At 74.2% G+C, this 26,078-nt stretch carries 18 protein-coding genes; 8 read left to right on the forward strand and 10 right to left on the reverse strand.

Going from position 1 to position 26,078, the window contains the following annotated elements; translation table 11 throughout:
* Window positions 1-13: 13 nt before the first annotated feature.
* Genes pgl through tkt form a run of 5 tightly spaced genes read right to left on the reverse strand, consistent with a single transcriptional unit; the run spans window position 14 to window position 6,609 of the window.
* On the reverse strand, window positions 14-796 hold the full coding sequence (gene pgl, locus OSB71_RS08605) for a 6-phosphogluconolactonase (protein WP_265946097.1): 783 nt from the start codon (window positions 794-796) through the stop codon (window positions 14-16).
* Window positions 793-1,821, reverse strand: a complete 1,029-nt coding sequence (gene opcA / locus OSB71_RS08610; RefSeq protein ID WP_265946098.1) for a glucose-6-phosphate dehydrogenase assembly protein OpcA — start codon at window positions 1,819-1,821, stop codon at window positions 793-795. Before opcA ends, pgl begins: the two co-directional genes overlap by 4 nt.
* Window positions 1,818-3,362 carry a glucose-6-phosphate dehydrogenase gene (zwf, locus tag OSB71_RS08615; protein ID WP_265946099.1) on the reverse strand — a complete coding sequence of 515 codons (1,545 nt, stop codon included), beginning with the start codon at window positions 3,360-3,362 and terminating at the stop codon, window positions 1,818-1,820. The genes opcA and zwf overlap by 4 nt, the downstream gene beginning before the upstream one ends.
* Window positions 3,363-3,367: 5 nt before the next feature.
* The gene (gene tal / locus OSB71_RS08620; protein ID WP_265946100.1) at window positions 3,368-4,486 is read right to left on the reverse strand and encodes a transaldolase; all 1,119 of its coding nucleotides are present in this window, start codon (window positions 4,484-4,486) and stop codon (window positions 3,368-3,370) included.
* 41 nt (window positions 4,487-4,527) lie between these two features.
* Window positions 4,528-6,609 (reverse strand): transketolase, encoded by a 2,082-nt coding sequence (tkt, locus tag OSB71_RS08625; protein WP_265946101.1) that lies wholly within the window; start codon window positions 6,607-6,609, stop codon window positions 4,528-4,530.
* Between the two features lie 800 nt (window positions 6,610-7,409).
* Between tkt and OSB71_RS08630 the strand changes: the two genes are divergently transcribed.
* Together OSB71_RS08630 and OSB71_RS08635 are read left to right on the forward strand one after the other, a co-directional pair.
* Window positions 7,410-8,354 carry a heme o synthase gene (locus tag OSB71_RS08630; RefSeq protein ID WP_265946102.1) on the forward strand — a complete coding sequence of 315 codons (945 nt, stop codon included), beginning with the start codon at window positions 7,410-7,412 and terminating at the stop codon, window positions 8,352-8,354.
* Window positions 8,355-8,429: 75 nt separating this feature from the next.
* Window positions 8,430-8,813, forward strand: a complete 384-nt coding sequence (locus tag OSB71_RS08635; protein WP_265946103.1) for a hypothetical protein — start codon at window positions 8,430-8,432, stop codon at window positions 8,811-8,813.
* Between the two features lie 218 nt (window positions 8,814-9,031).
* Here the strand turns inward: OSB71_RS08635 and OSB71_RS08640 are convergent, their stop codons facing one another.
* Window positions 9,032-10,054, reverse strand: a complete 1,023-nt coding sequence (locus OSB71_RS08640; RefSeq protein ID WP_265946105.1) for a COX15/CtaA family protein — start codon at window positions 10,052-10,054, stop codon at window positions 9,032-9,034.
* A gap of 73 nt (window positions 10,055-10,127) precedes the next feature.
* Entirely contained in the window at window positions 10,128-12,929 is a 2,802-nt protein-coding gene (locus OSB71_RS08645) for a helix-turn-helix transcriptional regulator (protein ID WP_265946107.1), read from the reverse strand.
* Between the two features lie 462 nt (window positions 12,930-13,391).
* Here OSB71_RS08645 and OSB71_RS08650 point away from each other — a divergent pair, with 462 nt between their 5' ends.
* Both OSB71_RS08650 and OSB71_RS08655 read left to right on the forward strand, forming a co-directional pair.
* On the forward strand, window positions 13,392-14,354 hold the full coding sequence (locus OSB71_RS08650) for an NAD(P)/FAD-dependent oxidoreductase (RefSeq protein WP_265946109.1): 963 nt from the start codon (window positions 13,392-13,394) through the stop codon (window positions 14,352-14,354).
* A gap of 139 nt (window positions 14,355-14,493) precedes the next feature.
* Window positions 14,494-15,378 carry a class I SAM-dependent methyltransferase gene (locus tag OSB71_RS08655; RefSeq protein ID WP_265946111.1) on the forward strand — a complete coding sequence of 295 codons (885 nt, stop codon included), beginning with the start codon at window positions 14,494-14,496 and terminating at the stop codon, window positions 15,376-15,378.
* A 293-nt stretch (window positions 15,379-15,671) separates the two neighbouring features.
* Here the strand turns inward: OSB71_RS08655 and OSB71_RS08660 are convergent, their stop codons facing one another.
* Window positions 15,672-16,136 carry a group II truncated hemoglobin gene (locus OSB71_RS08660; RefSeq protein WP_265946112.1) on the reverse strand — a complete coding sequence of 155 codons (465 nt, stop codon included), beginning with the start codon at window positions 16,134-16,136 and terminating at the stop codon, window positions 15,672-15,674.
* A gap of 75 nt (window positions 16,137-16,211) precedes the next feature.
* Window positions 16,212-16,799: a flavoprotein gene (locus tag OSB71_RS08665; protein WP_265946113.1), complete on the reverse strand. Its 588-nt coding sequence runs from the start codon at window positions 16,797-16,799 to the stop codon at window positions 16,212-16,214.
* Window positions 16,800-17,307: 508 nt separating this feature from the next.
* Here OSB71_RS08665 and OSB71_RS08670 point away from each other — a divergent pair.
* The 4 genes from OSB71_RS08670 (at window position 17,308) to OSB71_RS08685 (ending at window position 24,142) form a co-directional block, all read left to right on the forward strand.
* Window positions 17,308-20,544 (forward strand): non-ribosomal peptide synthetase, encoded by a 3,237-nt coding sequence (locus OSB71_RS08670; protein WP_265946114.1) that lies wholly within the window; start codon window positions 17,308-17,310, stop codon window positions 20,542-20,544.
* On the forward strand, window positions 20,541-22,166 hold the full coding sequence (locus OSB71_RS08675) for a GMC family oxidoreductase (protein WP_265946115.1): 1,626 nt from the start codon (window positions 20,541-20,543) through the stop codon (window positions 22,164-22,166). The genes OSB71_RS08670 and OSB71_RS08675 overlap by 4 nt, the downstream gene beginning before the upstream one ends.
* Window positions 22,167-22,171: 5 nt before the next feature.
* On the forward strand, window positions 22,172-22,915 hold the full coding sequence (locus OSB71_RS08680; protein ID WP_265946116.1) for a thioesterase II family protein: 744 nt from the start codon (window positions 22,172-22,174) through the stop codon (window positions 22,913-22,915).
* A gap of 84 nt (window positions 22,916-22,999) precedes the next feature.
* Window positions 23,000-24,142, forward strand: a complete 1,143-nt coding sequence (locus OSB71_RS08685; protein ID WP_265946118.1) for an acyl-CoA dehydrogenase family protein — start codon at window positions 23,000-23,002, stop codon at window positions 24,140-24,142.
* Between the two features lie 357 nt (window positions 24,143-24,499).
* On the opposite strand, the gene OSB71_RS08690 is transcribed toward OSB71_RS08685, so the two are convergent.
* Window positions 24,500-25,957, reverse strand: a complete 1,458-nt coding sequence (locus tag OSB71_RS08690; protein WP_265946120.1) for an NAD(P)/FAD-dependent oxidoreductase — start codon at window positions 25,955-25,957, stop codon at window positions 24,500-24,502.
* Window positions 25,958-26,078: the final 121 nt, after the last annotated feature.

A 26,078-nucleotide genomic window follows, 5' to 3' on the forward strand; every position in this document is an offset into this window, starting at 1 on the left:
CGGACGCGGGTGGTCAGGACGGGGTGGGCGCGTGCTCGGCGGGCAGCCGGGCGGCGGCGGCCTCGTCGACCAGCCACAGCGTGCGCTCGCGGCCACGGGCGCCGGCCGCCGGGGCCCGCACCTCGTCGGCTCCGCCCAGCGCGAGCGCGACCGCCTCGGCCTTCGCCTCCCCGGCGACGACGCACCACACCTCGCGCGCCGCGCGGATGGCGGGAAGCGTCAGCGAGACGCGGGTGGGCGGCGGCTTGGGCGAGTCGTGCACCCCGACGACCGTGCGCTCGCGCTCGCGCACGCCCGGCAGCCCCGGGAAGAGGGAGGCGACGTGGGCGTCCGGGCCGAGGCCGAGGAGCAGCACGTCGAAGGCGGGCACCGGGCCGCCGTCCTCCGGGAGCGCGGCCGCCGACAGCTCGGCGGCGTACCCCTCGGCCGCCGCGTCGGCGTCGTCGGCGAACGTGCCGCCCGCCGGCTCCATCGGGTGCACCCGGGCCGGGTCCAGCGGGACGGCGTCCAGCAGGGCCTCGCGGGCCTGGGTCTCGTTGCGGTCGGCGTGGCCCGCGGGCAGGAAGCGCTCGTCGCCCCACCACACTTCCAGCCGCCCCCAGTCGACGGAGTCGCGCGCCGGGGAGGCGGCCAGCGCGGCGAGCACCGCGATGCCGGTGCCGCCGCCGGTGAGGACGACCGAGGCCTCGCCGCGTTCGCTCTGGGCCGCCACGAGGGCGGTGACGAGCCGGGCCGCGGTGGCCCGGGCCACCTCCTGCTCGTCCCTGTGGACCACGACCTGCGGGGTGAGCGTCATCGCGCTGCCGCCTTTCCCGTAGTGGACTTGCCCGAGCGCCTGGACCGGGCGGGTTCCCCGCTGGGCGCGGCCTGAACGGCCGCGGGGGCACCCAGGTTCTCCAGGCCGTGGCACAGGGCGTGGTGGTAGGCCTCGTCGGGGTCCAGGCGGCGCAGCTCCTCGGCGATGAGCTCGGCCGTGGAGCGGCGGTGCAGCGCGACGTGCCGGTCGGGCTGCCCGGGGACGGCCAGCGCCGCCAGCCGCCCGTCGGGCCGGTCGAGGCAGATCTCGCCGTCCGGGGTGGCCAGGCGCACGGCGGTGATGCCGGGCCCCTCGGACACGTTCCGCTCGACCGGGACGCCGAGCCGGTCGGCCAGCCACAGCGCCAGCAGCTCGGTGCTGGGGTTGTACTCCTCGCCCTCGACGACGGCCGCGGTGACCCGGGGGCGCTGCCGGCCCAGCGGCTGCTGGTCCAGCGCGGCGGCGAGCACGCTGCGCCAGGGGGTGATCCGGGTCCAGGCCAGGTCGGTGTCGCCGGGCGCGTAGGTCTGGGCGCGGTGGGCCAGGGTGGCCACCGGGTCCTCGGCGGCGGCGCTGTCGGTGATGCGCCGCTGGGCGAGCGTGCCCAGCAGGTCGGCCGCGGGGCTGCTGGGCGCGTCCTCGGGCCACCAGACGACGACGGGCGCGTCCGGCAGGAGCAGCGGCAGCACCACGGAGGAGGCGTGCCCGGCCAGCTCCCCGTGCAGCCGCAGCAGGACGGTCTCGCCGGTGCCGGACTCGCCGCCGAGGCGCACCTCGGCGTCCAGGCGGGCCTGGGCGCGGTCGCGCGGCGAGCGGCCCGGGCGGCGGATGACGACCAGGATGCGCGAGGGGTGCTCGCGCGACGCGTCGCTCGCGGCCTTCAGCGCGTCGTAGTGGTTGCCCTCGTCGGTGACGATGACCAGGGTCAGCACCATGCCGACGGCCGGGAACCCGGCCGCCCGCCGCGCCTTGACCAGCGCCGCGTTGACCTGCCCTGACGTGGTGTGCGTGAGGTCGATGTTCATGGCCGGCGCCAGCTCCTACCGTCGCGTGCGAGCATCTCGTCGGCCGCCTTGGGCCCCCAGGTCCCGGCGGTGTACGGCTCGGGCTTGCCGTGCCCGTCCCAGTACGCCTCCACGGGGTCGAGGATCTCCCAGGACCGTTCGACCTCCTGGTGGCGCGGGAAGAGGTTGGCGTCCCCGAGCAGGACGTCGAGGATCAGCCGCTCGTACGCCTCCGGGCTGGACTCGGTGAAGGACTCGCCGTAGGCGAAGTCCATCGTCACGTCGCGGATCTCCATCGAGGTGCCCGGCACCTTGGAACCGAACCTGATCGTGACGCCCTCGTCCGGCTGCACCCGGATGACCAGGGCGTTCTGGCCGAGCTCCTGGGTGTCGGTGGCGTCGAAGGGCGAGTAGGGGGCGCGCTGGAAGACCACGGCGATCTCGGTGACCCGGCGGCCGAGCCGCTTGCCGGTGCGCAGGTAGAAGGGCACGCCCGCCCAGCGCCGGTTGTCGATCTCCAGCTTGATCGCGGCGAAGGTGTCCGTCTTGGACTTGGGGTCGATGCCCTCTTCCTCCAGGTAGCCGAGCACCTTCCGGCCGCCCTGCCAGCCCGCGGTGTACTGCCCGCGCACGGTGTGCTTGCCCAGGTCGGACGGCAGCCGCACGGCGTTGAGCACCTTCAGCTTCTCCAGCACCAGCGCCTTGGCGTCGAAGGAGGAGGGCTCCTCCATCGCGGTGAGCGCCAGGAGCTGGAGGAGGTGGTTCTGGATGACGTCGCGCGCGGAGCCGATGCCGTCGTAGTAGCCCGCCCGGCCGCCGATGCCGATGTCCTCGGCCATGGTGATCTGCACGTGGTCGACGTAGGAGCGGTTCCACAGCGGCTCGAACATGGTGTTGGCGAACCGCAGCGCGAGGATGTTCTGGACCGTCTCCTTGCCGAGATAGTGGTCGATGCGGAAGACCTCGCTGGCGCGGAAGACGCCGTGGATCACCTCGTTGAGCTCCTGGGCGCTGGCCAGGTCGTGCCCGAAGGGCTTCTCCACCACGGCGCGGCGCCAGGACCCGGCGGGCGCGTCGGACAGGCCGTGCTTCTTGAGCTGCTGGACGACGGTGGGGAAGAACCGCGGGGGCACCGAGAGGTAGAAGGCGAAGTTGCCGCCGGTGCCGCGCTCCTTGTCCAGCTCGTGGATGGTGGTCTTCAGCACCTCGAAGGCCGCGTCGTCGTCGAAGACGCCGGGCACGAAGCGCATGCCCTGGGCGAGCTGCTGCCAGACCTCCTCCCGGAACGGCGTCCTGGCGTGCTCCTTGACGGCCTCGTACACGACCTGGGCGAAGTCCTCGTGCTCCCAGTCGCGGCGGGCGAAGCCGACGAGCGAGAAGCCCGGCGGCAGCAGCCCGCGGTTGGCCAGGTCGTAGACGGCCGGCATGAGCTTCTTGCGGCTGAGGTCACCGGTGACGCCGAAGATGACCAGGCCCGACGGCCCCGCGATGCGCGGGAGCCGCCGGTCCTGTGCGTCACGCAGCGGGTTGCCGGCGGCTGCCGCGGCTGCGTCGCTGCTCACCTTCGTTACAGCTCCTTCGGGGCGAGACGTTCCAGCTCGGCCTGGGTGGAGGCGAGCAGGTCGTTCCAGGACGCCTCGAACTTCTCCACGCCCTCGCGTTCGAGCTGGGCGACGACGTCGTCGTAGGAGATGCCCAGCCGCTCGACGGCGTCCAGGTCCGCGCGGGCCCGCTCGTAGGTGCCGCGCACCGTGTCGCCGGTGATCTCGGCGTGGTCGGCGGCGGCCTCCAAGGTGGCCTCCGGCATGGTGTTGACGGTGTCGGGGGCGACCAGCTCGGTGACGTAGAGCGTGTCCGGGTAGGCCGGGTCCTTCACGCCGGTGGAGGCCCACAGCGGCCGCTGCCGGTTGGCGTTCTTGGTCTCCAGCGCCTGCCAGCGGTCGGAGGCGATGACCTCCTCGTAGGCCTGGTAGGCCAGCCGGGCGTTGGCCAGCGCGGCCTTGCCGCGCAGCGCCTTCGCCTCGTCGGTGCCCAGCGCGTCGAGCCGCTGGTCGATCTCGGTGTCCACGCGGGAGACGAAGAACGACGCCACGGAGTGGATCTGGGAGATGTCCAGCCCCTTGGCGTCGGCCTTCTCCAGACCCGTCAGGTAGGCGTCCAGCACCTCGCGGTAGCGCTCCAGCGAGAAGATCAGCGTGACGTTGACGCTGATGCCGCTGGCGATCGTCTGCGTGATGGCGGGCAGCCCGGCGAGGGTGGCCGGGATCTTGATCAGCGTGTTGGGCCGGTCGACCAGCCAGGCCAGTTGGCGGGCCTCGGCGACCGTGGCCCGGGTGTTGTGGGCCAGGCGCGGGTCGACCTCGATCGAGACGCGCCCGTCCCGGCCACCGGTGGCCTCGTGGACGGGGCGCAGGATGTCGGCCGCGTCCCGTACGTCCGCGGTCGTGATCATGCGCAGCGCCTCCTCGACGGAGACCCGGCGGAAGGCGAGGTCGCCCACCTGCTGCTCGTACCCCTCGCCCGCGGAGATCGCCTTCTGGAAGATCGACGGGTTGGTGGTGACGCCGACGACGTGCTGCTGGTCCAGCATCTCCGCGAGGTGGCCGGACGTGATGCGCCCGCGCGAGAGGTCGTCCAGCCAGATCGCCACGCCCTCGTCGCTCAGGCGCTTGAGTGCGTCTGTCATGGGAATTGCATCTCCTGCTTGTCGCTTGTCGGGTACGTGCGTCAGCGCGCGGCCTGGACGGCGTCGCGGGCGGCGGCGGCCACCGCCTGGCCGGTCAGGCCGAACTCGCGGTACAGCGTCTGGTAGTCGGCCGAGGCGCCGAAGTGCTCCAGCGAGACGATCCGGCCGGCGTCCCCCACGTAGCGGTGCCAGGACTGCGCCACGCCGGCCTCGACGGCGACGCGGGCCCGCACCGACGGCGGCAGGACGGCGTCCTTCCACGCCTGGTCCTGCTCCTCGAACCACTCCACGCAGGGCATGGAGACCACGCGGGCCCGGATGCCCTCGGCGGCCAGCTCCGCGCGCGCGGCCACGGCGAGCTGCACCTCGGACCCGGTGCCGATCAGGAGCACGTCCGGCTCGCCGCCCTCGGCCTCCAGCAGCACGTAGCCGCCCTTGGCCGCGTCGGGGTCGGGCGCGTAGGTGGGCACGTTCTGCCGGGTGAGGGCGAGGCCGTGCGGCGCCGGGTGGAGCGCGTGGCGCTCCAGGATCTCCGCCCACACCGCCGCCGTCTCGTTCGCGTCGGCGGGGCGGACGACGTTCAGGCCCGGGATGGCGCGCAGCGCGGAGAGCTGCTCGACGGGCTGGTGCGTGGGGCCGTCCTCGCCCAGACCGATCGAGTCGTGCGTCCACACGTAGGTGACCGGGGTCTTCATCAGCGCGGCGAGCCGCACGGAGGCGCGCATGTAGTCGGAGAACACCAGGAAGGTGCCGCCGTAGATCCGGGTGTTGCCGTGCAGGGCGACGCCGTTCATGACGGCGCCCATGGCGTGCTCGCGGATGCCGTAGTGCACGGTGCGGCCGTAGGGGTCGGCGCCGGGGAGCTTGTTGCCCTCCGGGAGGAAGGACGTCTCGGCGACGGTGGTGTTGTTCGAGCCGGCGAGGTCGGCGGAGCCGCCCCACAGCTCGGGCAGCACCGGGGCCAGGGCCTTGAGCACCGCGCCCGAGGCCTTGCGGGTGGCCACGTCCTTGCCCGGCTCGAAGGTGGGCAGCACCTCGCGCCAGCCCTCGGGGAGCTGCCGCTCGCGGACGCGGTCCCAGGTGGCGGCGCGCTCGGGGTTGGCGCCGCGCCAGGCGGCCAGCTCCTTCTCCCACGCGGCCTTGGCCCGCTCGCCGCGCTCCACGGCCTGCCGGGTGTGCGCGAGCACCTCCTCCTCGACGGTGAAGCTCGCCTCGGGGTCGAAGCCCAGCAGCCGCTTGGTCGCCGCCACCTCCTCGGCGCCCAGCGCGGAGCCGTGCGCCGCCTCGGTGTTCTGCGCGTTCGGCGCGGGCCAGGCGATGATGGAGCGCGCCGCGATGAGCGAGGGCCGCGAGGTCTCCGCCTTGGCCGCCTTGAACGCCTCGAACAGCGCCTTCGGGTCCAGGTCGCCGTTCTCGGCCTGCTCCACGCGCTGCACGTGCCAGCCGTAGGCCTCGTAGCGCTTGAGGGTGTCCTCGGAGACGGCCGTCTCGGTGTCGCCCTCGATGGAGATGTGGTTGTCGTCCCACAGCATCACGAGGTTGCCGAGCTTCTGGTGCCCGGCGAGCGAGGACGCCTCGGCGGCCACGCCTTCCTGGAGGTCGCCGTCGCCGCACAGCACCCAGACGGTGTGGTCGAACGGCGACTGGCCCGCGGGGGTCTGCGGGTCGTACAGGCCGCGCTCGTAGCGGGCGGCCATCGCCATGCCGACCGCGTTGCCGATGCCCTGGCCGAGCGGGCCGGTGGTCGTCTCCACGCCGGTGGTGTGGTGGACCTCCGGGTGGCCGGGCGTCTTGCTGCCCCAGGTGCGGAAGGCCTTCAGGTCGTCCAGCTCCAGGCCGTAGCCGGCCAGGTAGAGCTGGATGTAGAGGGTGAGGCTGGAGTGGCCGACGGAGAGGACGAAACGGTCCCGGCCCGTCCAGTGGGAGTCGGCCGGGTCATGGCGCATCAGCTTCTGGAACAGCACGTAGGCGGCCGGGGCCAGGCTCATCGCCGTGCCCGGGTGGCCGTTGCCGACCTTCTGGACGGCGTCCATGGCCAGGACCCGGACCGTGTCGACGGCCCGCTGGTCGAGGTCGGTCCAAGAGAACGTCTCGGCTTCTGTGGTGGTCGGCTTGGTGCTCACCCTGGCTCAGGGCTCCTCTCGCGTACGAAAAAGCCGGTGACCTGTCCCTTCACCGCGCGCTGCCGAGCCTACCGCCGACCGTGCCGCCGCCTTCGCAGGTACTCGATCCGTGGTCACCGCCCCACGGTTACCCCTTTCCTGGGCAACCCTCACCTCCCGCCCGATATTTCCCCGTCCCTCCTCCACCCCCTGCCCCCGCCCCGCACCGGCGCTCGCGCCACCGCGCGCCGTCGTCCCGGTCCGCGCCGCCGCGCCCGCCATCGCGCTGCGGTCCGCGTCCGGGCGCGCCGGCATCCCGGGCCGCCGCGTCGCGGTGCCCGCACGACCCGCCGCAGGCGTGCCCCCGCTTCCCGCCCGCCGGGCCGCCGGGCACCCGGCGGCGCACCGCTCGTCCCGCGCCCGCGGGCCGCGGTCCGGTCCGCATGCGCCGCACCCGACCGCCGTGCCGCATTCCACGGTGCGCCGTCGCGGCCCGCCGCAGGCCCGCCGCTCCTCCTCGCCCGCCGCTCCTCGCCCGCCGCCGGACGGAGCCGCCCTCCCGCCCGCTCCGTGCCGCCGCACCCGCCGGCCCGCGGCCCCTTTCCCGGACGCCGCCGCGTCACGGTCCGGACCGTGGGCGGGTGCGCGGGCGCCGGTACCGCTTCCGGCGCATACCGCCCAACACGGCCACCCCCCGAGCGGCCCGTGTATGGCGGCCGTCTAAAGTGGCGTGGTACGTGAGAGCCGTCCGGGCGCCCCCGGAGGCCTCGCCCGTTCCGCGCGGCGCGAGCCGCGGATGTCACTTGTGATCAGGGGTGTTCGTGACGGCCGTCGAATCCCGCCCTGCGGGGGTGCTCGCGCCGGACCAGAAGGGCCGAGCTCCGTTCCCGGCCCGGGTGAAGGCGTTCGTGGCCCTCACCAAGCCGCGCATCATCGAGCTCCTGCTGATCACCACCGTCCCGGTGATGTTCCTGGCCGCCGGGGGCGTGCCGGACCTGGGCCTGGTGGCGGCCACCTGCGTCGGCGGCTACCTGTCCGCGGGCGGCGCGAACGCGCTGAACATGTACATCGACCGCGACATCGACGCCCTGATGACGCGCACGGCACACCGCCCGCTGGTCACCGGGGTCCTGCGGCCCTGGGAAGGCCTGGTCTTCGGTCTCGCGCTCGCGGTCGTCTCCACGCTGTGGTTCGGCCTCCTGGTCAACTGGCTCTCGGCCGCGCTGTCGCTGGGCGCGCTGCTGTTCTACGTCGTCGTCTACACCATGCTGCTGAAGCGGCGGACCACGCAGAACATCGTGTGGGGCGGCATCGCCGGCTGCATGCCGGTGCTGATCGGCTGGTCCTCGGTGACGAACGAGGTGAGCTGGGCGGCCGTGGTGCTCTTCCTGGTGATCTTCTTCTGGACGCCGCCGCACTACTGGCCGCTGTCGATGAAGGTCAAGGACGACTACGCGCGCGTCGGCGTGCCGATGCTGCCCGTGGTCGCCTCCAACCGGGTGGTGGCCCGGCAGATCGTCCTCTACAGCTGGGTGATGGTCGGCGTCTCGCTGCTGCTGTGGCCGCTGGGGTACGTCGGCTGGTTCTACACCTCCGTCGCGCTGGCCGCGGGCGGCTGGTGGCTGTGGGAGGCGCACGCGCTGCAGTCGCGGGCCAAGTCGGGGGTGACGGGCCCGGGGCTCAAGGAGATGCGCCTGTTCCACTGGTCCATCACCTACGTCTCGCTCCTGTTCATCGCCGTGGCGGTCGACCCCTTCCTGCGCTGACGCCGCGCGCTCCGGCCGGACGGCGTGGTCCACGCCACGTGCGCCCTCGGCGATACCGGCGAGTAGCATCGGGGTATGGCTGAGACGCAGGACAACGGGACGACGAACACGACCGGTACCGCCGAGCCGGAGGCCCCGGCCGCGGCCAAGCGCGCCGCACGGCACGTGGCCCGGCTGACCAAGCAGATCACCGCGTTCGCCGAACGGCACGGCGGCAGCGCGGAGGGGCAGCTTTCCTACGTGGGACAGCGCGGAGTGCGCATCGTGCTGGTCGGCCGGGACGGCACCTGGGGCGACCTGATGGCCCCCCACCACGGCATCGCCGAGCAGGCGGTGCGGCGGGCGGGCATCACCGTGCGGGAGCACTTCGACGGCGAGATGGCGGCCCGCGTCCGCACCGGCCCCTACGAGTGGTCGCGCATGGCGGGCATCCAGGTCGGCGGCCCGAGCAACACCTGACCCCGCGGGGCCCGCCCCCGGGGCGGGCGGGGAAGGCGTCCGGGGCCGGTAGGGAGCACATCGCCCCCGCGCCCCCGGAACGGGCGCACGCGGCGGGGAGGCGGCACGCCCGACGACGCCGCACCGGACCCCGCGCACCGACGGCGCGACGCCGCCCGGACCCGCGCGGCGCGGCCGCGCGCCCCGCGGACGGCACCGCGTTTGCCGCGCGGTGGCGGCTACGCGGTGGAGCCGGCGGGGGCGGGGCGGGCGGCGGCGACCGGGGGCTCGGTGGTCCGGGGCTCGCCGGGGGCGGGCGGGGCGCCGCGCTCGCGCAGGCCGAGCCAGACCCGGAGCACCGCGATCCACACCAGCGTGGAGCCGAACAGGTGGACGCCCACCAGGAGCTCCGGCACGTCGGTCAGGTACTGGGCGTAGCCGACGACCATCTGCGAGGCCAGCACCAGGAGCAGGTCGCGGACGCGGGCGCGCGGGCCGTCCGGGGCGTCCAGCGCCCGCAGGGCCAGCCACAGCGCCACGGTGAGGGCGACGACCAGCCAGGCGGAGGCCGCGTGCACCCGGGTGATCGTCTCCCAGCCGACGAACTCCATGCGCGGCACGTCGCTGCTGTCCCCGGCGTGCGGGCCGGTCCCGGTGACCAGGGTGCCGACGGTGACGAGCAGCGCCGTGGCCGCCACCAGCGCGCCGCCGAGCTGGCGCACCCGGGCGCCGACCAGCGGCCGGGGCGGGGCGTCGCCCTCCCGTGCGCGCAGCCAGGTGACGACGGTGACCGTGATGAGCGCGGTGGCCAGCAGGAAGTGCCCGGCCACGGTGTAGGGGTTCAGGGCCAGCAGCACCGTGATGCCGCCGAGCACCGCGTTGGCCAGGACGATCCAGAACTGCGCCCACGCCAGCCGGAGCAGGCCCCGGCGGAGCGGGACGGCGCTGCGGATGGCCGCGATGGCCCAGCCCACGGCCGCGCACAGCACGTAGGTGAGCAGCCGGTTGCCGAACTCGATGGCGCCGTGCACACCCATCTCGGGGGTGGCGAAGAGGCTGTCGCCGGTGCACTTGGGCCAGGTGTCGCACCCGAGCCCGGAGCCCGTCAGCCGGACGGCTCCGCCGGTGACGACGATGACGACGCTCATGACCACGGCGGCCAGTGTGGCGCGCTCGACGATGCGCTGGGGCGGCGTCCAGCGGGCGGCGACGTACGCGAGGGGGTTACGCGCGGCTTCGAGGAGTTTGGGCACGGGCTCCATGGTAAGCGCGAGCTTGTGCGTCCATTCACGAGGGCCCCCGGGGCCGCGCCCGCCACCCTCCCCGCGCGGGCCGCTACCCCACCCGGGGACGCAGCGGGGCCACCCCCGGGCTCAGGGGGAGCTTTCGGGGGGCGGGGACGGATGGGGCGACCTTGCCTTCGTCCTCGTCTTCGGGAAAGTAGGCGGACAGCTCCCGACGTCCGCTGATGCGCAGCTTGCGGTAGCAGTGCGTCAGGTGGGACTCCACGTTGCGGATGCTGACCTGGAGGGACCGGGCGATGGTGCGGTTGCTCATCCCGCGCGAGGCGAGTTCGGCGACCTGGCGTTCGGACCGGGTGAGCAGCGCCTCGGCGGAGGCCTTGCGGGGATCGGGCCGGCCGCCGGCGTGACGCAGCGCCGCGTGCACCTGCTCGACCAGGCCGTCGGCGCCGAGCGAGACGCTCACCTCGTTCGCCCGGTGCAGCAGGGCCCGCGCGCGGGCGGCGTTGCCGGTGCGCCCGTGGCCCTGCCCGGCGACGTAGAGGGAGCGGGCGAACAGCAGCGGGGCGTCCTGCGGCTCCAGCACGTCCACGGCCTGCTGGGCGTAGCGCAGGGCGTCGTTGCCCGAGCTGACGGTGGCCAGTGCCACCAGGGCGCGCCCGGTGGCGAAGGGCGCGGACCAGCGGCGGGCGGCCTCCACCTCCTGGCGGGCCAGGGTGCGGGCGCTGGCGCGGTCACCCATTCCGGCGTGCAGCAGGGCCTTGGTCGACCGCCAGGGCACGACCGCCGGGTTGTGCACGCCGCGGCGCTCCAGCTCCTGTCCGCAGGAGGCGACCAGCTCCAGCGCGCGCAGCGGTTCGCCCAGCCGCCCCAGTGCCTGCGCGGCGCTGCGCCACAGGTGCAGGTGCCACCAGGTGGCCGACTGCACGGGGCGCGAGAGGGCCGTGTCGACCAGCTCGGCGGCGTCCGCCATGCGGCCCTTCTCCAGCGCCACCTCGATGAGCACGCTGCTGGCCAGGGCGCCGACGTGGTGGCGGGCGGCGCCGATCCGGCCGAGCATGGCCAGCGCCTGCTCGGCGTCGCCGGTGGCGCACCCGAGCAGGCCGCGGTGGAGGCACACCAGGCCGCGCACCGCCAGCGCCTCCGCGATGCGGGTGACCCGCCCGTCGGCGCGGGCGAGGCCGGCCTCGGTGTCGACGTAGCGCTGGGCCTCGGTGAAGTCCCCCGCCCACAGCAGGCCGAGCACGGCGTAGTACCAGGAGGGGGACCCGTAGGGGGCGCGCGGCACGGACAGGATGGTGCGCGCGATGCGCCGCACGGCACCGGCGCCGGTGCCGCGCGCGGTGCGCACCAGCACGATGGACTCCAGCCGCTCGGCCGTCATGCTGGGGTCGGCGCAGCCGCCGTCCAGGACGCACACGTGGGTGAGGTGGCGGCTGAGCCGGGCGGCGACGGAGGCGTCGTGCGGGTGGACCAGGCGGTAGGCCTGCTGGAGCACCCGGCGTGCCTCGACCGGCTCGTCCAGGCGCAGCAGGATGTCGGCCAGTCGCAGCGACTCCTCGGCGCGCTCCCGGTGCCCGACGGCGTGGTCCACCAGGGCCGACTGGGCGCGCACGGACGCCGGGAGGTTCAGCCCGACCAGGGCCTGGACGCGCAGCCGTTCGGCGCTGGCGCTCAGGCGGGCCGGGACGCCGTGGGTGACGACCTTGTCGATCAGCTTCATGGCCGTCGCGGCGTCGTGGGCGACCAGTTCCCGCGCGGTGTCCAGCAGGAGTGCGGCCATCCACGGGGCGTCCAGCCGGTCGGCCCGCAGCAGGTGGGAGACGATCGCCTCCGGCTCCTCGCCCCGGCGGTGCCGGTGGTGGGCCACCCTGCGGTGCAGCTCGGCCCGGCGGGCGGAGGCGATGTCCTGGTAGAGCAGGTGGGCCAGCACCGGGTGCCGGAAGGTGAGGTCGGAGCCGTGCAGCAGGCCGGCCTCGACCAGCCGGTCCAGCGCCTCGGAGGCCTCCGGCGCGCCCATGCCGTACAGCTCGGCGACGAGGTCGGCGTGCACGTCGGTGCGGATGAGGCTGGCGGCGTAGGCGGCGGGCAGCGCGTGGTCGCTCAGCCGCCGCAGCAGGCACAGCACCCGCTCCCGCACCGCGCGCAGCCGGGCGGGGAGCTCCGCGCCCTGGGCGCAGGAGCCGGTGCGGTCGGCCCGGGTGGGCCGGGTGTGGGTGAGGAACTGCTCGGAGAGCAGGTAGGGGTTGCCGCCGCTGTCGGCGATCAGGGTGTCGGCGCCCGGGGCGGTGCCTTCGCCGAGGGCGGCCACGAGTTCGCGCGCGGCCTCGGAACTGAGGTCGCGCAACCGCATGTGCCGGTCGGGCGAGACCCGTTCCAACAGCTCCACCAGGAGGTTCTGGTCGCTGACCGGGTCCCCGCAGCGCTGGCTGGTGAGCAGCGCCACCGGGAGCCGGTCGATGCGCCGGCTCAGGTAGCCCAGCCACAGCAGGGACTGCGGGTCGGCGCAGTGGAGCCCGTCCACCGTGACGAGCAGCGGCGTGCGTTTCGCCTCGTGGCTCAGCAGCGCGAACCAGGCGTCCAGTTCCGGGAAGTCGGGCAGCCCGCCGGCGGCGTGCTGCGAGGCGGCCAGCGTGGGGGGCGAGCCCTCCAGGCAGGCCAGGAGCTGGCGCACGATCCCCAGGGGGTGGCTCTGCTCCGTGGGCGAGGCGGTGGCCGAGAGCACGAGCATGCCCTGTTCCCTCGCCGTCTCCTCCGCCCACCGCAGCAGCGACGTCTTGCCGGTTCCGATGATGCCTTCGACCAGGCCCGTCGTCCCCGTGCCCGCCTGCGCCGCCTCCAGCATCCCTAAGACGGTCCGCGACTCCGCGTCGCGGCCGAACAACTTCCTGGCCACCGGTTCCTGCGCCCCCCTTGATCAACGCTCCAGCAGCCCACGCCGCCCCTCCCGGGCGTGGCCGGGCCGGTCGTCGGAGCACTTTTCAGTCGACCGCGGCCGGCTCCGGGGGGACTGGGTCAGAGTCCCCGCGCCGTGCGGCGGTCCTGAACTGAGGTCTGTGTGTTGTCAGATCCCGCATGAAACAGATACCGTGCGTAACTTTTTTGACACTACCACGCAAATCCCCACCGCTGAAAGTTCCTATCGAACATGCACTCCATCCGGTGGCCGACTTTCGGCCACTGAGCAGGTGGTCCCGGGGAACGGCTCCCCAGGCGCGTCCCACCGGGCGTTTCCCGGAAACGGCAACGAAAGTTGTCTCCCGGGGGAGGCGGACGCACGCTGTGGGCCGTGGCGGCGTCGCTGCGGTGGCAGCGGCGCGTGCCCTGCAAGGCGCGGAAGACGATGGGAAGGCCGGAGATGTCATCCAACGATGCGCTGTACGACGCGGTGGTGGTCGGGGCGGGCGCCGGCGGATCGAACGCGGCCCTGGTCCTGGCCCGCTCCCGGCGCCGGATCGCGGTGGTCGACTCCGGCACGCCGCGCAACGCCCCCTCGGCCCACCTGCACGGTTTCCTCTCCCGGGACGGCATGGCCCCGCGAGCCCTGCTGGACGCGGGCCACGGCGAACTCGCCCGCTACGGCGTGGAGCTGGTCACGGACGAGGCGGTGGCCGTCGAGCCGGGCTTCCGGGTCCGGCTGGCGGGCGGAGCGGTGCTCGCGGCGCGCCGCCTCGTGGTCGCCACCGGCCTGCGCGACGAACTGCCCGACCTCCCCGGCCTGCGCGAGCGGTGGGGCAGGGACGTGCTGCACTGCCCCTACTGCCACGGCTACGAGGTGCGTGACCGGCCGCTGGGCGTGCTGGGCACCTCGCCCGCCGCCCCGGAGCAGGCGCTGCTGGTGCGCCAGTGGTCCCGCGACGTCGTCCTCTTCGCGCACACCCTCTCGCTCACCGACGCGCAGCGCGAGCGCCTCACCGCGCGCGGGGTGCACATCGCCGAGGGCACCGTCGAGCGCCTGGTCGTCGAGGACGACCGGCTGCGCGGCGTCGAGCTGGCCCAGGGCCGCGGCATCCCGCGCGAGGCCGTCTTCGTCGCCCCGCGGATGGTGCCGCGCGACGAGCTGCTCACGAGCCTGGGCTGCGTCCGGGCCGAGGACGGCTTCGTGCCGACGGACCGCACCGGCCGCACGCGGGTGCCCGGGCTGTGGGCGGTCGGCAACGTCGTCGACCCGCGCGCCCTGGTGGCCGGCTCCGCCGGAATGGGCTCGGCCGCGGCGTTCGCCCTCAACCACGACCTGGTGGAAGAGGACGTCGAGCGGGCCGTCGAGGAGCACCGCACACCCGAGGTCCCACCGGCACTCGTCCCCGGTGCCGTCTGGTGACCTCCCCGCCGCGCCCGCCCGGTCGCCTCTCCCGTCCCCCGTCGGGACGCGTCCGGGCGGGCGCATTCCGCGGTACCGCCGGGCCGGCGGCCCGGCGCTCCGCGCAACCCCCGGAGCCGCTCTGCCAGAGGAGAAAGCCGTGTACCCCCACCCCACCGGGAGCATCGACGGTCAGGACCGCCCCGACCAGCGGGAGCGGGCGGCAGAGCTGCACCTGCCGGCGCTGGAGGCGGCGGTGGACTGGCTGCGCAACCTGCTGCGCACCGCCGACGGGCGCGACGGCGCGGTGCGCCGCGTGCTCGACGTCGGCGGCGCCACCGGCACGGCGACCTGCCTGCTGGCGCGCTTCTTCCCCAACGCCGAGGTCGTCGCCGTCGACCGCTGCGCCGAGCGGCTGACCCGGGTCGCGGCGCGGGCCGGACGCGAGCACCTGGGCACGCGGGTGCGCACCCACCGCGTCGGGCAGCCGTTCCAGGTGGCCCCGCTGGCGGACGCGGACGTCATCTGGGGCGGCGACGTCACCCAGCACGCGGGCGACCAGCAGGCGGCGCTGGACCGGCTGGCCGCGGCCCTGCGGCCCGGGGGCCTGCTCGCCGTCGTCGAGCCGGGGCTGGCCCCCCGGTTCCTGCCCCGGGAGATCGGCATGGGCCGCCCGGGGCTCCAGGCACGGCTGGACTGCGCGGTCGACGACGAGCTCGCCGCCCAGCGCGCACGGCTGCCGGGCTGCACCACGGTGGTCGAGGACTGGCCGGCGCTGCTCGCCCGCGCCGGGCTGGTGCCCACCGGCAGCCGCACCTTCCTCGTCGACGTGCCGGCCCCGCTGGACCTGCCGGCCCGCGAGTACCTGTACGACCACCTGACCTGGCTGCGCGACCAGGTGGGCGGCCGGCTCGACCCGGCGGACCGCGAGACGCTGAACCACCTGCTGGACGGCGACGCCTGCACCGGCATCCTGTGGCGCCCCGACGCCTTCTACCTGGCCGCCCTCACCGTGCACACCGCGCGCACCTGCCGCCGGGCCTGAGCCCCGGCCACTCCCCCAGCCGACCGCGACCGGCCGCCAACCGGCCGCGCCGGACGCCGCCGGACGCCGACACGGTGCCACCGGACGCCGTCGCGCGCCCGAGACGGTGCCGGCGCGCCGCGGGCACGGAGCCGGAGCGGCGCCCGCGGCGCGAGACGGTGCCGGCGCGGCCGGACCCGCTCGGTGCCCGCCGGGGCCGGGGGAGCGGCCACCGCGGCAGCGGGTCCGGCGGCGCGGCCCCGGAGGCGCGTGGGGGCCGCTCCCCCGGGCGGGCCGCGCGGGCCCGGGCCCGGCTAGGCGGTGCCGGGGGGCGCCTGGCCCCAGCCCCAGACGGGCACGGTGTCCCGCTTGGACGGCGGCGCGTCGGGCTGCGAGTTGGCCATGGCGCGCCGCGAGCCCCACTCGATGTAGGCCACGAACGCCGAGCGGAACTCCGGGTCGGTGGGCAGGCCGATCTCGTCGGCCGCCTCCATCATGAGTTTCACCCAGCGCTGCCGCTGCTCGGGCTCGATGGCCTTGCCGCGGTGGCTTTTGAGCATGCGGTGGAATCCGCCGAGTTCCTCGGTGTAGGCGGGCGGGCCGCCGAAGACCTCACCCAGCCACAGGGCGACGTGGTGCGGGTGATCGTCGGTCATGTACTGGAAAAGCGGAGCGAGCAGTTCATCTTGACGGACGCGCCGGTAGAACTCCTCGGTCAGCCGGTCCATCACCTCCGCGCCACCGGCCCATTCGTAGATCGTGGGAACCGATTCGGCCATGACGACACCTCTCGATAGTCCTGTTCCGTTGAAGTACGTCCCCGCCACCGGACGCCTGCCGGGGGTCGCGCGCGGTCAACCGGAATGCCGCAGCCCGAGGAGTTCGCCCACGACGCGTGCGGCCTCCTCCGGGGCGGGCAGGGCGGGGTGGTGTGAGTAGTTGCCCGAGGAAACGTCGTAACTGTCGTGCCAGACCGGCTCGGGGATGTGGTGGCCGTCCTCCCTGAGCTGGGCGATGTTCCGCTTCACCGCGGGCTTCTGCCACATGGCGGCACCCATCACGGGGAAGAAGACGACGGGCACCGAGGCGGAGAGGATGACGACGCCCAGCCGGTTGGGGGCGGCGCCCGCGGCGGCGGTGGCGAGCGTGTTGGCGGTGGCGGGGAGCACCACCACGATGTCGTGGTCCGCGGCCAGCCGGGACGGCTTGTCGGTCGGCCAGTCGGCCGGCGACTCGCCGTGGACGACCCGCTCGGCGAACAGCCGCAGCGCCTCGGGTCGGACGAACGCGGCGGCGGTGTGGGTCAACAGCACCGTGTAGGTGCCGCCGAGTGCCTCGCGCATGGCGCCGAGGTACGTGGGAAGTGACGTCACGGCCACCGACCCGGTGGCCGCTACGAGTATGCGCTTGTGCGAAGCGCGCTGCGCACTTGGCTCTTCCATGGGCAATCCTCTGGGAAACGTCGGCCCGTGCGGTGCGGGAACGCGGACGAGTTGAACGGGAGCGCCCGATTCCGGATGTCTCCCACCCGCCGTGCCGGGGTTACGACCGGTACACCGGGGAACCCGGAGAAGCCGGGGAGACGGCCCCCGGCGGCAGCCAACGTAGCGAGGTATTCCCCGCCCGTCCAGGCTGATCCGGCCCCTCGGGAGAACCCTTCGGTGCATTCCCCGGAACCCTTCGGTCAGTTCTACGGGGCCACCGCATTGAGCACCCGACGGCCCGCCCCATAGGTTTCCCACGGGAGGCACCGGCGCCCTTCCGGGACTGGCCGGAAAACGCTCTCCCCATGCCCTCCCCATGCCCTCCGCAGGGACTCGGCGCATCCCGCACCACGCGTCCCCTCGTGCCGGAGCCGGGCCGGTAACGGCGGTCCGGCCGGCCGGAAACCCCGTGTCACCCCGTGCGAGAGACCCCGCCGCACCGAACGGAAAAGAGGCTTCGACTTCCATGAACGACCTCCTGACCGATCCGCAGGACCTGCCGAGCGTCGAACCGGACCGCGCGGCGCGCCACGAGCCGTTCCCGCTCGCGGACATCCAGCAGGCGTACCTGATCGGACGTCACCAGGGGCTCGCCCTGGGCGGCGTGTCGAGCCACTTCTACTTCGAGTTCGAGGGCCCGGGGCTGGACGTGCCGCGGCTCACCACGGCGCTGGGGCAGGTCGTCAAGCGCCACGGCATGCTGCGCGCGGTGGTGGACGCGGACAGCCGGCAGCGCGTGCGCGCCCACGTGCCGGCGCCGCACATCGCCACCACCGACCTGCGCGCGGTCTCCGAGGAGGAGCGCACCCGGGCGCTCGGCGACCTGCGCGCCGAGCTGGAGAGCCAGGTGCTCCCCGCCGACCAGGGCTTCCCCTTCGACGTCCGCGCCACGTTGCTGCCCGGGGACCTCGTCCGGCTGCACGTCAGCTTCGACCTGCTCTTCGCCGACACGCACGGCTTCCTGCTCCTGCTGCACGAGTGGCGGCGCTTCTACGACGAGCCCGAGTGGTCCCCCGCGCCGCTCACCCTCTCCTTCCGCGACTACCTGCTGGCCCAGCAGGAGCTCCAGGACGGCGAGGCGGGCGCCCGGGCGGCCGAGTACTGGCGCGCCCGCCTCGACGCCCTGCCGCCCGCCCCCGAGCTGCCGCTCGCGGCCACCCCCGAGGAGCTGGGCCGCCCCGCGTTCGTCCGGCACCGCACGGTGCTGCCCGCCGAGCGCTGGGACGCAGTGCGCCGCAGCGCCGCGCGCCACGGCCTGGACCCCTCCGACGTGCTGCTCGCGGCCTACTGCGAGGTGCTGCGCACCTGGTCCAAGCGGCAGGACTTCACCGTGACGCTGAGCCTGCTGAACCGGCTGCCGCTGCACCCGGAGGTCGGCCAGATCATCGGCGACTTCCTCTCCCCCTCCCTGCTGGCCGTCTCCGGCGACCCCCGCGAGTCGTTCCTGGAGCGTGCCGCGGCCGTGCGCCGGCAGCGGCAGGAGGACCTGCGCCACGCGCTCCACGGCGGCGTGCGCGTCCTGCGCGACCTCACCCGCGCCCGGGGCGACGGGCGCAGCGTGGCGATGCCCGTGGTCTTCACCAACACCCTCGACGGCCCCGAGCACGCCGGCGGCGACGCGCTGAGCGCCTTCGGGCGCGTGGTCCACGAGGCCAGCCAGACCCCGCAGGTGTGGCTGGAGAACCAGGTCTTCGAGGCGGACGGCGCGCTCGTGCTGTCCTGGAACGCCGTGGCCGGGCTCTTCCCCGCGGGCGTGCTGGAGGCGATGTTCGACGCCTACCGCACGCTGCTGGACCGGCTGGTGGACGACGCGTCGGTGTGGGACCAGACGGCCGGCGTCGTGCCGCTGCCCGCCGCCCAGCGCGCCGAGCGGGACGCCGCCAACGCCACGGCGCAGGACATCCCGGCGCGCCGGCTGCACGACCTGGTCGGCGAGGCCGCCGCCCGCCGCCCGGACGCGGTGGCGGTCGCGGCCGACGGGGCCGAGACCACCTACCGCCGGCTGACCGAGGACGCGCACCGGCTGGCGCACCGCCTGCGCACCGGCTGCGGCGTCCGGCCCAACACCCTGGTCGCGGTCTCCATGCGGCCGGGCGCGGCGCAGATATCGGCGCTGCTGGGCGTCCTGCACTCCGGAGCCGCGTACGTCGCCATCGACCCCGAGCTGCCCGAGGAGCGCCGTCACCGGCTGCTGGACCGGTGCGGGGCCACCGCCGTGGTCACCGAGCCCGACCTGCGCACGGGGCTGGCGTGGCCCGAGGGGCTGGAGGTCGTCACCCTGGACGACGAGGCCACCCGGGCGTGCGAGACCCGGGCGCCGGAGCCGGTGCAGGGGCCCGACGACCTCGCCTACGTGATCTTCACCTCCGGCTCCACGGGCGAGCCCAAGGGCGTCATGATCGCGCACCGCAGCGCCGCCAACACCGTGCAGGACATCAACCGGCGCTTCGACGTCGACGAGCACGACCGGGTGCTGGCGCTGGCGCCGACCGGCTTCGACCTGTCCGTCTACGACATCTTCGGCGTGCTGGGAGCGGGCGGCACCGTGGTGGTGCCCGCACCGGGCCGGGGCAACGACACCGCCCACTGGACCGAGCTGATCGAGCGGCACGGCGTGACCATCTGGAACAGCGTGCCGGCCCCGATGCGGCTGTGGGGCGACTCGCTGGGCCCCGACGACGCGGCGCGCGCGGCCACCCTGCGCCTGGCCCTGCTCAGCGGCGACTGGATTCCCGTCGACCTGCCCGACGCCGTCCGGAGCAAGGTGCCCAGCGTCCGGCTGATCAGCCTCGGCGGCGCCACCGAGGGGTCGATCTGGTCGGTCCACTACCCCATCGGTGAGGTGCCCGAGACCTGGACGAGCATCCCCTACGGCACGCCGCTGGCCAACCAGACGCTGCACGTCTACAACACCTGGCTGGAGCCCACCCCCGTCGGCGTGACCGGTGAGATCCACATCGGCGGCACCGGGGTGGCGCAGGGCTACTGGGCCGACCCCACGCGCACCGCGGAGCGCTTCATCACCCACCCGCGCACCGGGCAGCGGCTGTACCGCACCGGCGATCTGGGCCGCTACCTGCCCGGCGGCGACATCGAGATCCTGGGCCGCGAGGACTTCCAGGTGAAGATCAACGGCTACCGCGTCGAGCTGGGCGAGATCGAGGCCGCGCTCTCCCGGCAGCCCGGCGTGCGCCAGGTGATGGTGACCGCACCGGCCCACCCGCGCACCGGACAGCGGCAGTTGACGGCCTACCTGGTCGCCGAGGAACCGGCCGCCGTGGACCCGGCGGTGCTGCGCAAGGCCATGGAGGACCTGCTGCCCGGCTACATGGTGCCCTCGCACTACCTGGCGCTGGACGCGCTGCCGCTGACGGGCAACGGGAAGATCGACCGAGCGGCGCTCCCCCAGCCCTGGGAGGAGGGCTCCCAGCCGGAGGCCCGCGTGCGGCCCCGCAACCCCGTCGAGGAGCGGCTCCTCGCGCTGTGGGCCCAGCAGCTCGGGCACGACGACTTCGGGATCGAGGACGGCTTCTTCGACGTCGGGGGCGACTCCCTGCACGCCGTGGGCATCCTCGGCCAGCTCCGCGCCGAGTTCGGCATCGACGCCTCGGCGGAACAGGAGGTGATCGAGGGGCTGTTCATGAACGCCAGCATCTCCTCGTTCGCCGAGATCATCACGTCCAGCAAGGAGTCGGCGGAATGACTGCCACGGAGACCGAGTGGGACCACGTGATCGTCGGGGCGGGGGCGGCCGGTTCGGTCCTGGCCCGGCGCCTGTCCGAAGACGGCACCCAGCGCGTCCTGCTCCTGGAGGCCGGTGACGAACAGCCGCCGGCCGGCCAGGACAACCCCCTCAAGGACGCCAGCCGGCTGATCCTCAGCGGCTACAACTGGGACTACCGCGCCAACCTGCGCTCCAGCGAGCGGCGGGAGAACCTGCTCGACGGACGCCCGGGCCCCGAGCCGGAGTCCGGCTCGGCCGCCGGTCGCCGCTCGCGCGCCCTGTGGAACCGCTTCCCCTACCAGCTCGGCAAGGTGGTGGGCGGCTCCTCGGCCGTCAACGGCGCCATCGCCATGCGCGGCCTGCCGCGCGACTTCGCCGACTGGGTGGCGCGCGGCAACCCGGACTGGTCCTGGGAGCAGGTGCTCCCCTACTACCGGGCCATCGAGAACGACGCGGACTTCCCCGGGGGGCAGCACGGCTCCGGCGGCCCGGTGCCCGTCCGCCGCCCGGGGCCCGAGCAGCTCCACGAGCTGGAGACCGCCTTCTGGCAGGAGTGCAACAAGCTGGGCGTGCCGGACCTGCCCGACCTCAACGGCGGGGTCGAGGCCGGGGTCGGCCCCGTGCCCGCCAACGCGCTCGGCGGCGAGCGGGTGGACGCGTCCACCGCGTATCTCGCGCAGGCGCGCACCCGGCCCAACCTGGAGGTGCGCACCGGCGCCCGGGCCACCCGGGTGCTGTTCGAGGGCACGCGCGCGGTCGGCGTCGTCGTGGTGCGCGAGGGCCGGCTGACCATCGCGCGGGCGAAGAACATCGTGCTCAGCGCGGGGGCCATCGGCACGCCGGTCATCCTCCAGCGCTCGGGGGTGGGCGACGCGCGGCTGTCGGCCGTCCTCGGCCTGACGCCGGTGGTGGACCTGCCGGGCGTCGGCGAGAACCTGGCCGACCACCCCTCGGTCGTCATCTGGTCGCTGCCCAAGCCGGGCGTGTGCAAGCCGGGCCTGCCCTGGCGGCAGATCGCCGCGCGCACCCGCAGCGGGTACGACGACGACGTCGACGTGCAGCTCGGGCTGCTCAACAACGTGGTCAGCACGACGATCCCGGGCTTCGTGGACCGCCTGGGGTGGCCCATGGTCGTCGGTTTCTCGATCATGCTGATGCGGCCGAAGTCGCGCGGGCGCGTCTTCCTGGAGGACGCCGACCCGCGCAGCGCCCCGGTCATCGAGCTCGGGCTCGGCAGCGAGAGCGAGGACGTGGACCGGCTCATGCACGGCGTGCGGACGGCCTGGCGCGTGCTGCGCTCCAGCGCCATCGCCGACGAGCTGGAGCAGACCCAGTTCTGGACGGACTCGATGATCGGCAACGACATCGTGCTGCGCAACGGCGTCCGCAACATCATGAACCCCGGCTGGCACGCGGTGGGCTCCTGCCGCATGGGCCCGGACTCCGACCCCATGGCCGTCGTCGACCAGGACTGCCGGGTGCACGGCGTGGAGAACCTGCGCGTGGTGGACGCCTCCGTCTTCCCCTCCATCCCCAGCGTGCCGACCAACCTCACGACGCTGATGCTGGCCGAGCGCGTGGCCTCCGGCGGGAAGGGGTGAGCGCCGTGCCGCACGCCTCCCGCCCTCCGGTGCGGCTGTACTGCTTCCCGCACGCCGGGTCCAGCTCGATGGTCTACCGCAACTGGACGGCGCCCGAGGGAGCACCGCTCCAGGTGGTGGGCGTCGACCAGCCCGGCCGCGGGCCCCGGGCCCGCGAGCCGCGCATCGCGGACTTCCCCGCGCTGGTGCGGTCGCTGGCCGAGGAGGTGATCGCCGACGTGACCAAGGCGCGGCAGGAGCGCGGTGACCTGGCCTACGCGACGTTCGGACACAGCTTCGGCGCGACGCTCAGCCTGGTCGTGGGGGCCGCCGTGGCCCGCACGCTCGGCGAGCCGCCGGCCGCGGCCGTCCTGTCGGCCGCCGTCCCGCCCCGGCTGCGCCCGGACGACGACACGATCGGACTGAGCGACGAGGAGCTGCTGGCGAAGATCATCGCCGACGGCGGCACCCCGCCCGGGCTGCTGGCCAACGCCACGATGGCCCAGATGGTGGTCCGCATGATGCGCGAGGACTACGTGATCCGGGGCCAGTTCCCGCGCGACGACACACCGTGGGTGGACTACCCGCTGACGCTGGTCGCCGCGCGGGAGGACGTCCACGCCCGCCCCGAGGAGGTGTGGCGGTGGTCGGAGCACACCACGGCCGACTGCCGCCGGGTGGAGATCGACGGCGGGCATTTCGCCGCGATGCGCGACCCGCGGAAAACCCTCGGAATCGTGGCCGACGCCGTGTGGCCGGGCCGGGGCTGAATCCACCGCACAGCCGCACCGCCGCCCGGCCGTGCGGCTGTGCGGAATTCAGCGCGACACAACGCGAAAACGAGGAGTGTGACCGTGGGAAACGGCGTGTACACGTCCCAGCACGAGGACTTCCGCAGTATGTGCCGGGAATTCCTGGCCCGTGAGGCGGTGCCGTACCACGACGCGTGGGAAAAGGAGGGGATCATCAGCCGGGAATTCTGGCGAAAGGCCGGGAAGACCGGGCTGCTGGGCATGGGCGTGCCGGAGGAGTACGGAGGCGGCGGGGAGCCGGACTTCCGCTACCACGCGGTGCTCGCCGAGGAGCTGGTGCGCGCCCAGGTGACCGCGCCCGGGCTCATCGCGCACAACGACGTCGTCGCCTCCTACCTGGCCACGCGCACCACGCCCGAGCAGGCCGAGCGCTGGCTGCCCGGGCTGTGCTCCGGGGAGCTGGTCGCGGCGATCGCGATGAGCGAGCCGGACGCCGGGTCCAACGTCGCCGACATCCGCACCACCGCGGTGCGCGACGGGGACAGCTACGTGCTGAAGGGGCAGAAGACCTTCATCACCAACGGGGAGAACTCCGACGTGGTGCTCGTGGCCGCCAAGACCGCGCCCGAGCGGGGCGCGCAGGGCATCAGCCTGCTGGTGGTGGAGCGCGGCACCGAGGGCTTCGAGCGGGGCCGGCGGCTGGAGAAGCTGGGCTGGCAGGCCAGCGACACCTGCGAGCTGTTCTTCGACGAGTGCCGGGTGCCGGTGGACAACCTCGTCGGCCGGGAGAACGCCGGGATGGCGTACATGATGGCCGGCCTGCCCCGGGAGCGGCTCAGCATCGCCACGGTGGCCGTCGCGGCCGCCGAGCGCATGCTGGCCGACGCCCTGGAGTACGCGCGGCAGCGCCAGGCCTTCGGCCAGGCCATCGGCTCCCACCAGCACAACCGGTTCAAGCTGGCCACCATGGACACCCAGGTCACCATCGCCCGGGTGTTCCTGGACCACTGCATGGGCGAACTGAACGCCGGGAAGCTCACCGTGGTGGACGCCGCCAAGGCCAAGTGGTGGACCACCGAGCTGCAGGTGGAGGTGGCCCACCACTGCCTCCAGCTCTTCGGCGGCTACGGCTACCTCAAGGAGAGCCGGATCTCCAAGGACTGGGCCAACAGCCGGGTGCAGACGATCTACGGCGGCACCACCGAGATCATGAAGGAGATGATCGGCCGCTCGCTGGGGCTGTGACCCGCCGGCCGGTCCCGTACACGGCGAACGCCGCCGCCGCACCGAGGGGGTGCGGCGGCGGCGTTCGCCGTGTACGGGTCGGGACGAAGCCCGCGGACGGGCGCGCGGGCGCCGGGCGGGAGCCGCCCGGTCGCGCCGGGCCCCCGCCGGGCGCCGGACGCCCGCCGTCGGCCCACCGACCGCCGAACGCCCGTCCCGGGACGCCGGCCGCCGGACGCGGCCGGCGGGCCGGTGCGGGCCGGTGCGGGCCGGTGCGGGCCGGTGCGGGCCGGTGCGGGCCGGTGCGGGCCGGTGCGGGCCGGTGCGGGCCGGTGCGGTGCCCGCACGACACCAGGTCGCGCGGGCACCGCGGGCCGGTCAGCGGTTCTTGCGGCACACGGCGTAGTAGTCCCGCAGCAGGGTCGCCACCTCGGGGCTGAGGCGCGAGAGGAACAGCAGCTCGGCGGGCGGGGTGAACTCCGCGTCGAGCTCCTCGGCCCACGCCGCGGTGGCCGGGTGCAGGTCCTTCTCGATCCAGCCGTGCCAGTCGACCGGGATCGTCCAGTCCTGCTCGTAGCCGATGCCGATCGTGTGGTCCACGACGTCCTGGATGACCTGCTCGCGGGTCCACGCCTGGAGCGGCTGGCGCACCGGGGTGAACGTGTCGAGGTCGACGGTGGGCTCCTCGCCCAGCATCCGGGCGGCGATCTCCTGGGAGAGCAGCGGGGAGAGGTGCAGACCGTCCCGGTAGGTGCCGGTCATGATCCACAGGTTCTCCATGCCGCCCTCGCCGAGCAGCGGGAAGCCGTCCACGGACACCGGCCGGTTGCCGACCTGGACCTTGGCGACCTCGCTGTCCCACAGCCCGCGCCGGACCTGGCGGTGCGCGCACTGGAGCAGGAAGACCAGGTCCCGCATCTCGGGGTCGACGCGGGGCTCCGGGGAGAGGATGTTGGTGGCGCCCAGGTAGACCTGCCCCTCGCCGCGGGGCACGACGTGCAGGCCGCAGGCGAAGGAGCGGTTCGGCGTGCGGATGACGCTGCGCGGCGCCGTCCCGTCCGCCGTGCGCATCAGCGCGGAGACGCCGTAGCCGCTGACCAGGCGCGGGATGCGGGGCCCCACGGGCAGCGTGTCCAGCAGCTTCTGGGTGCGGGCGCCGGCGGCCAGGACGACCTGCCCGGCGGTGAGCCGCTCCCCGTTCGCCAGCGTGACGCCGGTGACCTGGTCGCCGGTGTGGGTGACCTCGGCCGCGAGCTCGGTGACGAGCGTGCCGCCCGTCTTGACGAACGCCGCCTCCAGCCGCTCCAGCAGCGCGGCGGAGTTCACCGCGTGCTCGTTGGGTATCTGGAACGCCCGCAGCGGCCGGGAGATGGGCTCGGCGTCCACCCAGTCCAGGTCGACCGGGTCGATGTCCTCGAACGGCTGCTCGTAGCGGTCGAGCTCCTCGCGGATGACGGCGAAGTTGGCGTCGTCGATCTCCGAGGTGCCGATCGCGTTGAGGATCACGGTGGTGCCCTCGGCCGTCTTGATGTCGGCGCCGCTGACCTCCGCCTCCAGCGCCGCCAGCCACTCCGGCCACATCGCGGTGGCCTTCATGCCGAGTTCGAGCTTCTGCCTGCCGTACTGGCTGGCCACCAGGGACGTGGTGACCTCGCCGAAGCTGCCGAGCATCGCCCCGGCGGCCGTCGAGCCCGCCCACGGGCGGTGCGGCTGCCCCAGCAGCCCGACGCGCTGCCCGCGCCGCGTCAGCACCAGCGCCAGGGACAGGCCCAAGGCTCCGTTTCCGACGACGAGAACATCAAAAGAGCGGGATTCTGCGCCTTGTCTGACACTCATTCCGTATCCGTTCTCCCGAGGTCGTTTCCACGCACACGTCGGCCCGGCGTCTGCGACGCCGGGCCGGCATGTTCGCGGCTAGCGGGAGAATGGCACGGCCGGAGACCGCGCGCCAAGAGAA

This window comes from Streptomyces marinisediminis, assembly GCF_026262575.1.
Classification (GTDB): Bacteria; Actinomycetota; Actinomycetes; order Streptomycetales; family Streptomycetaceae; genus Streptomyces; species Streptomyces marinisediminis.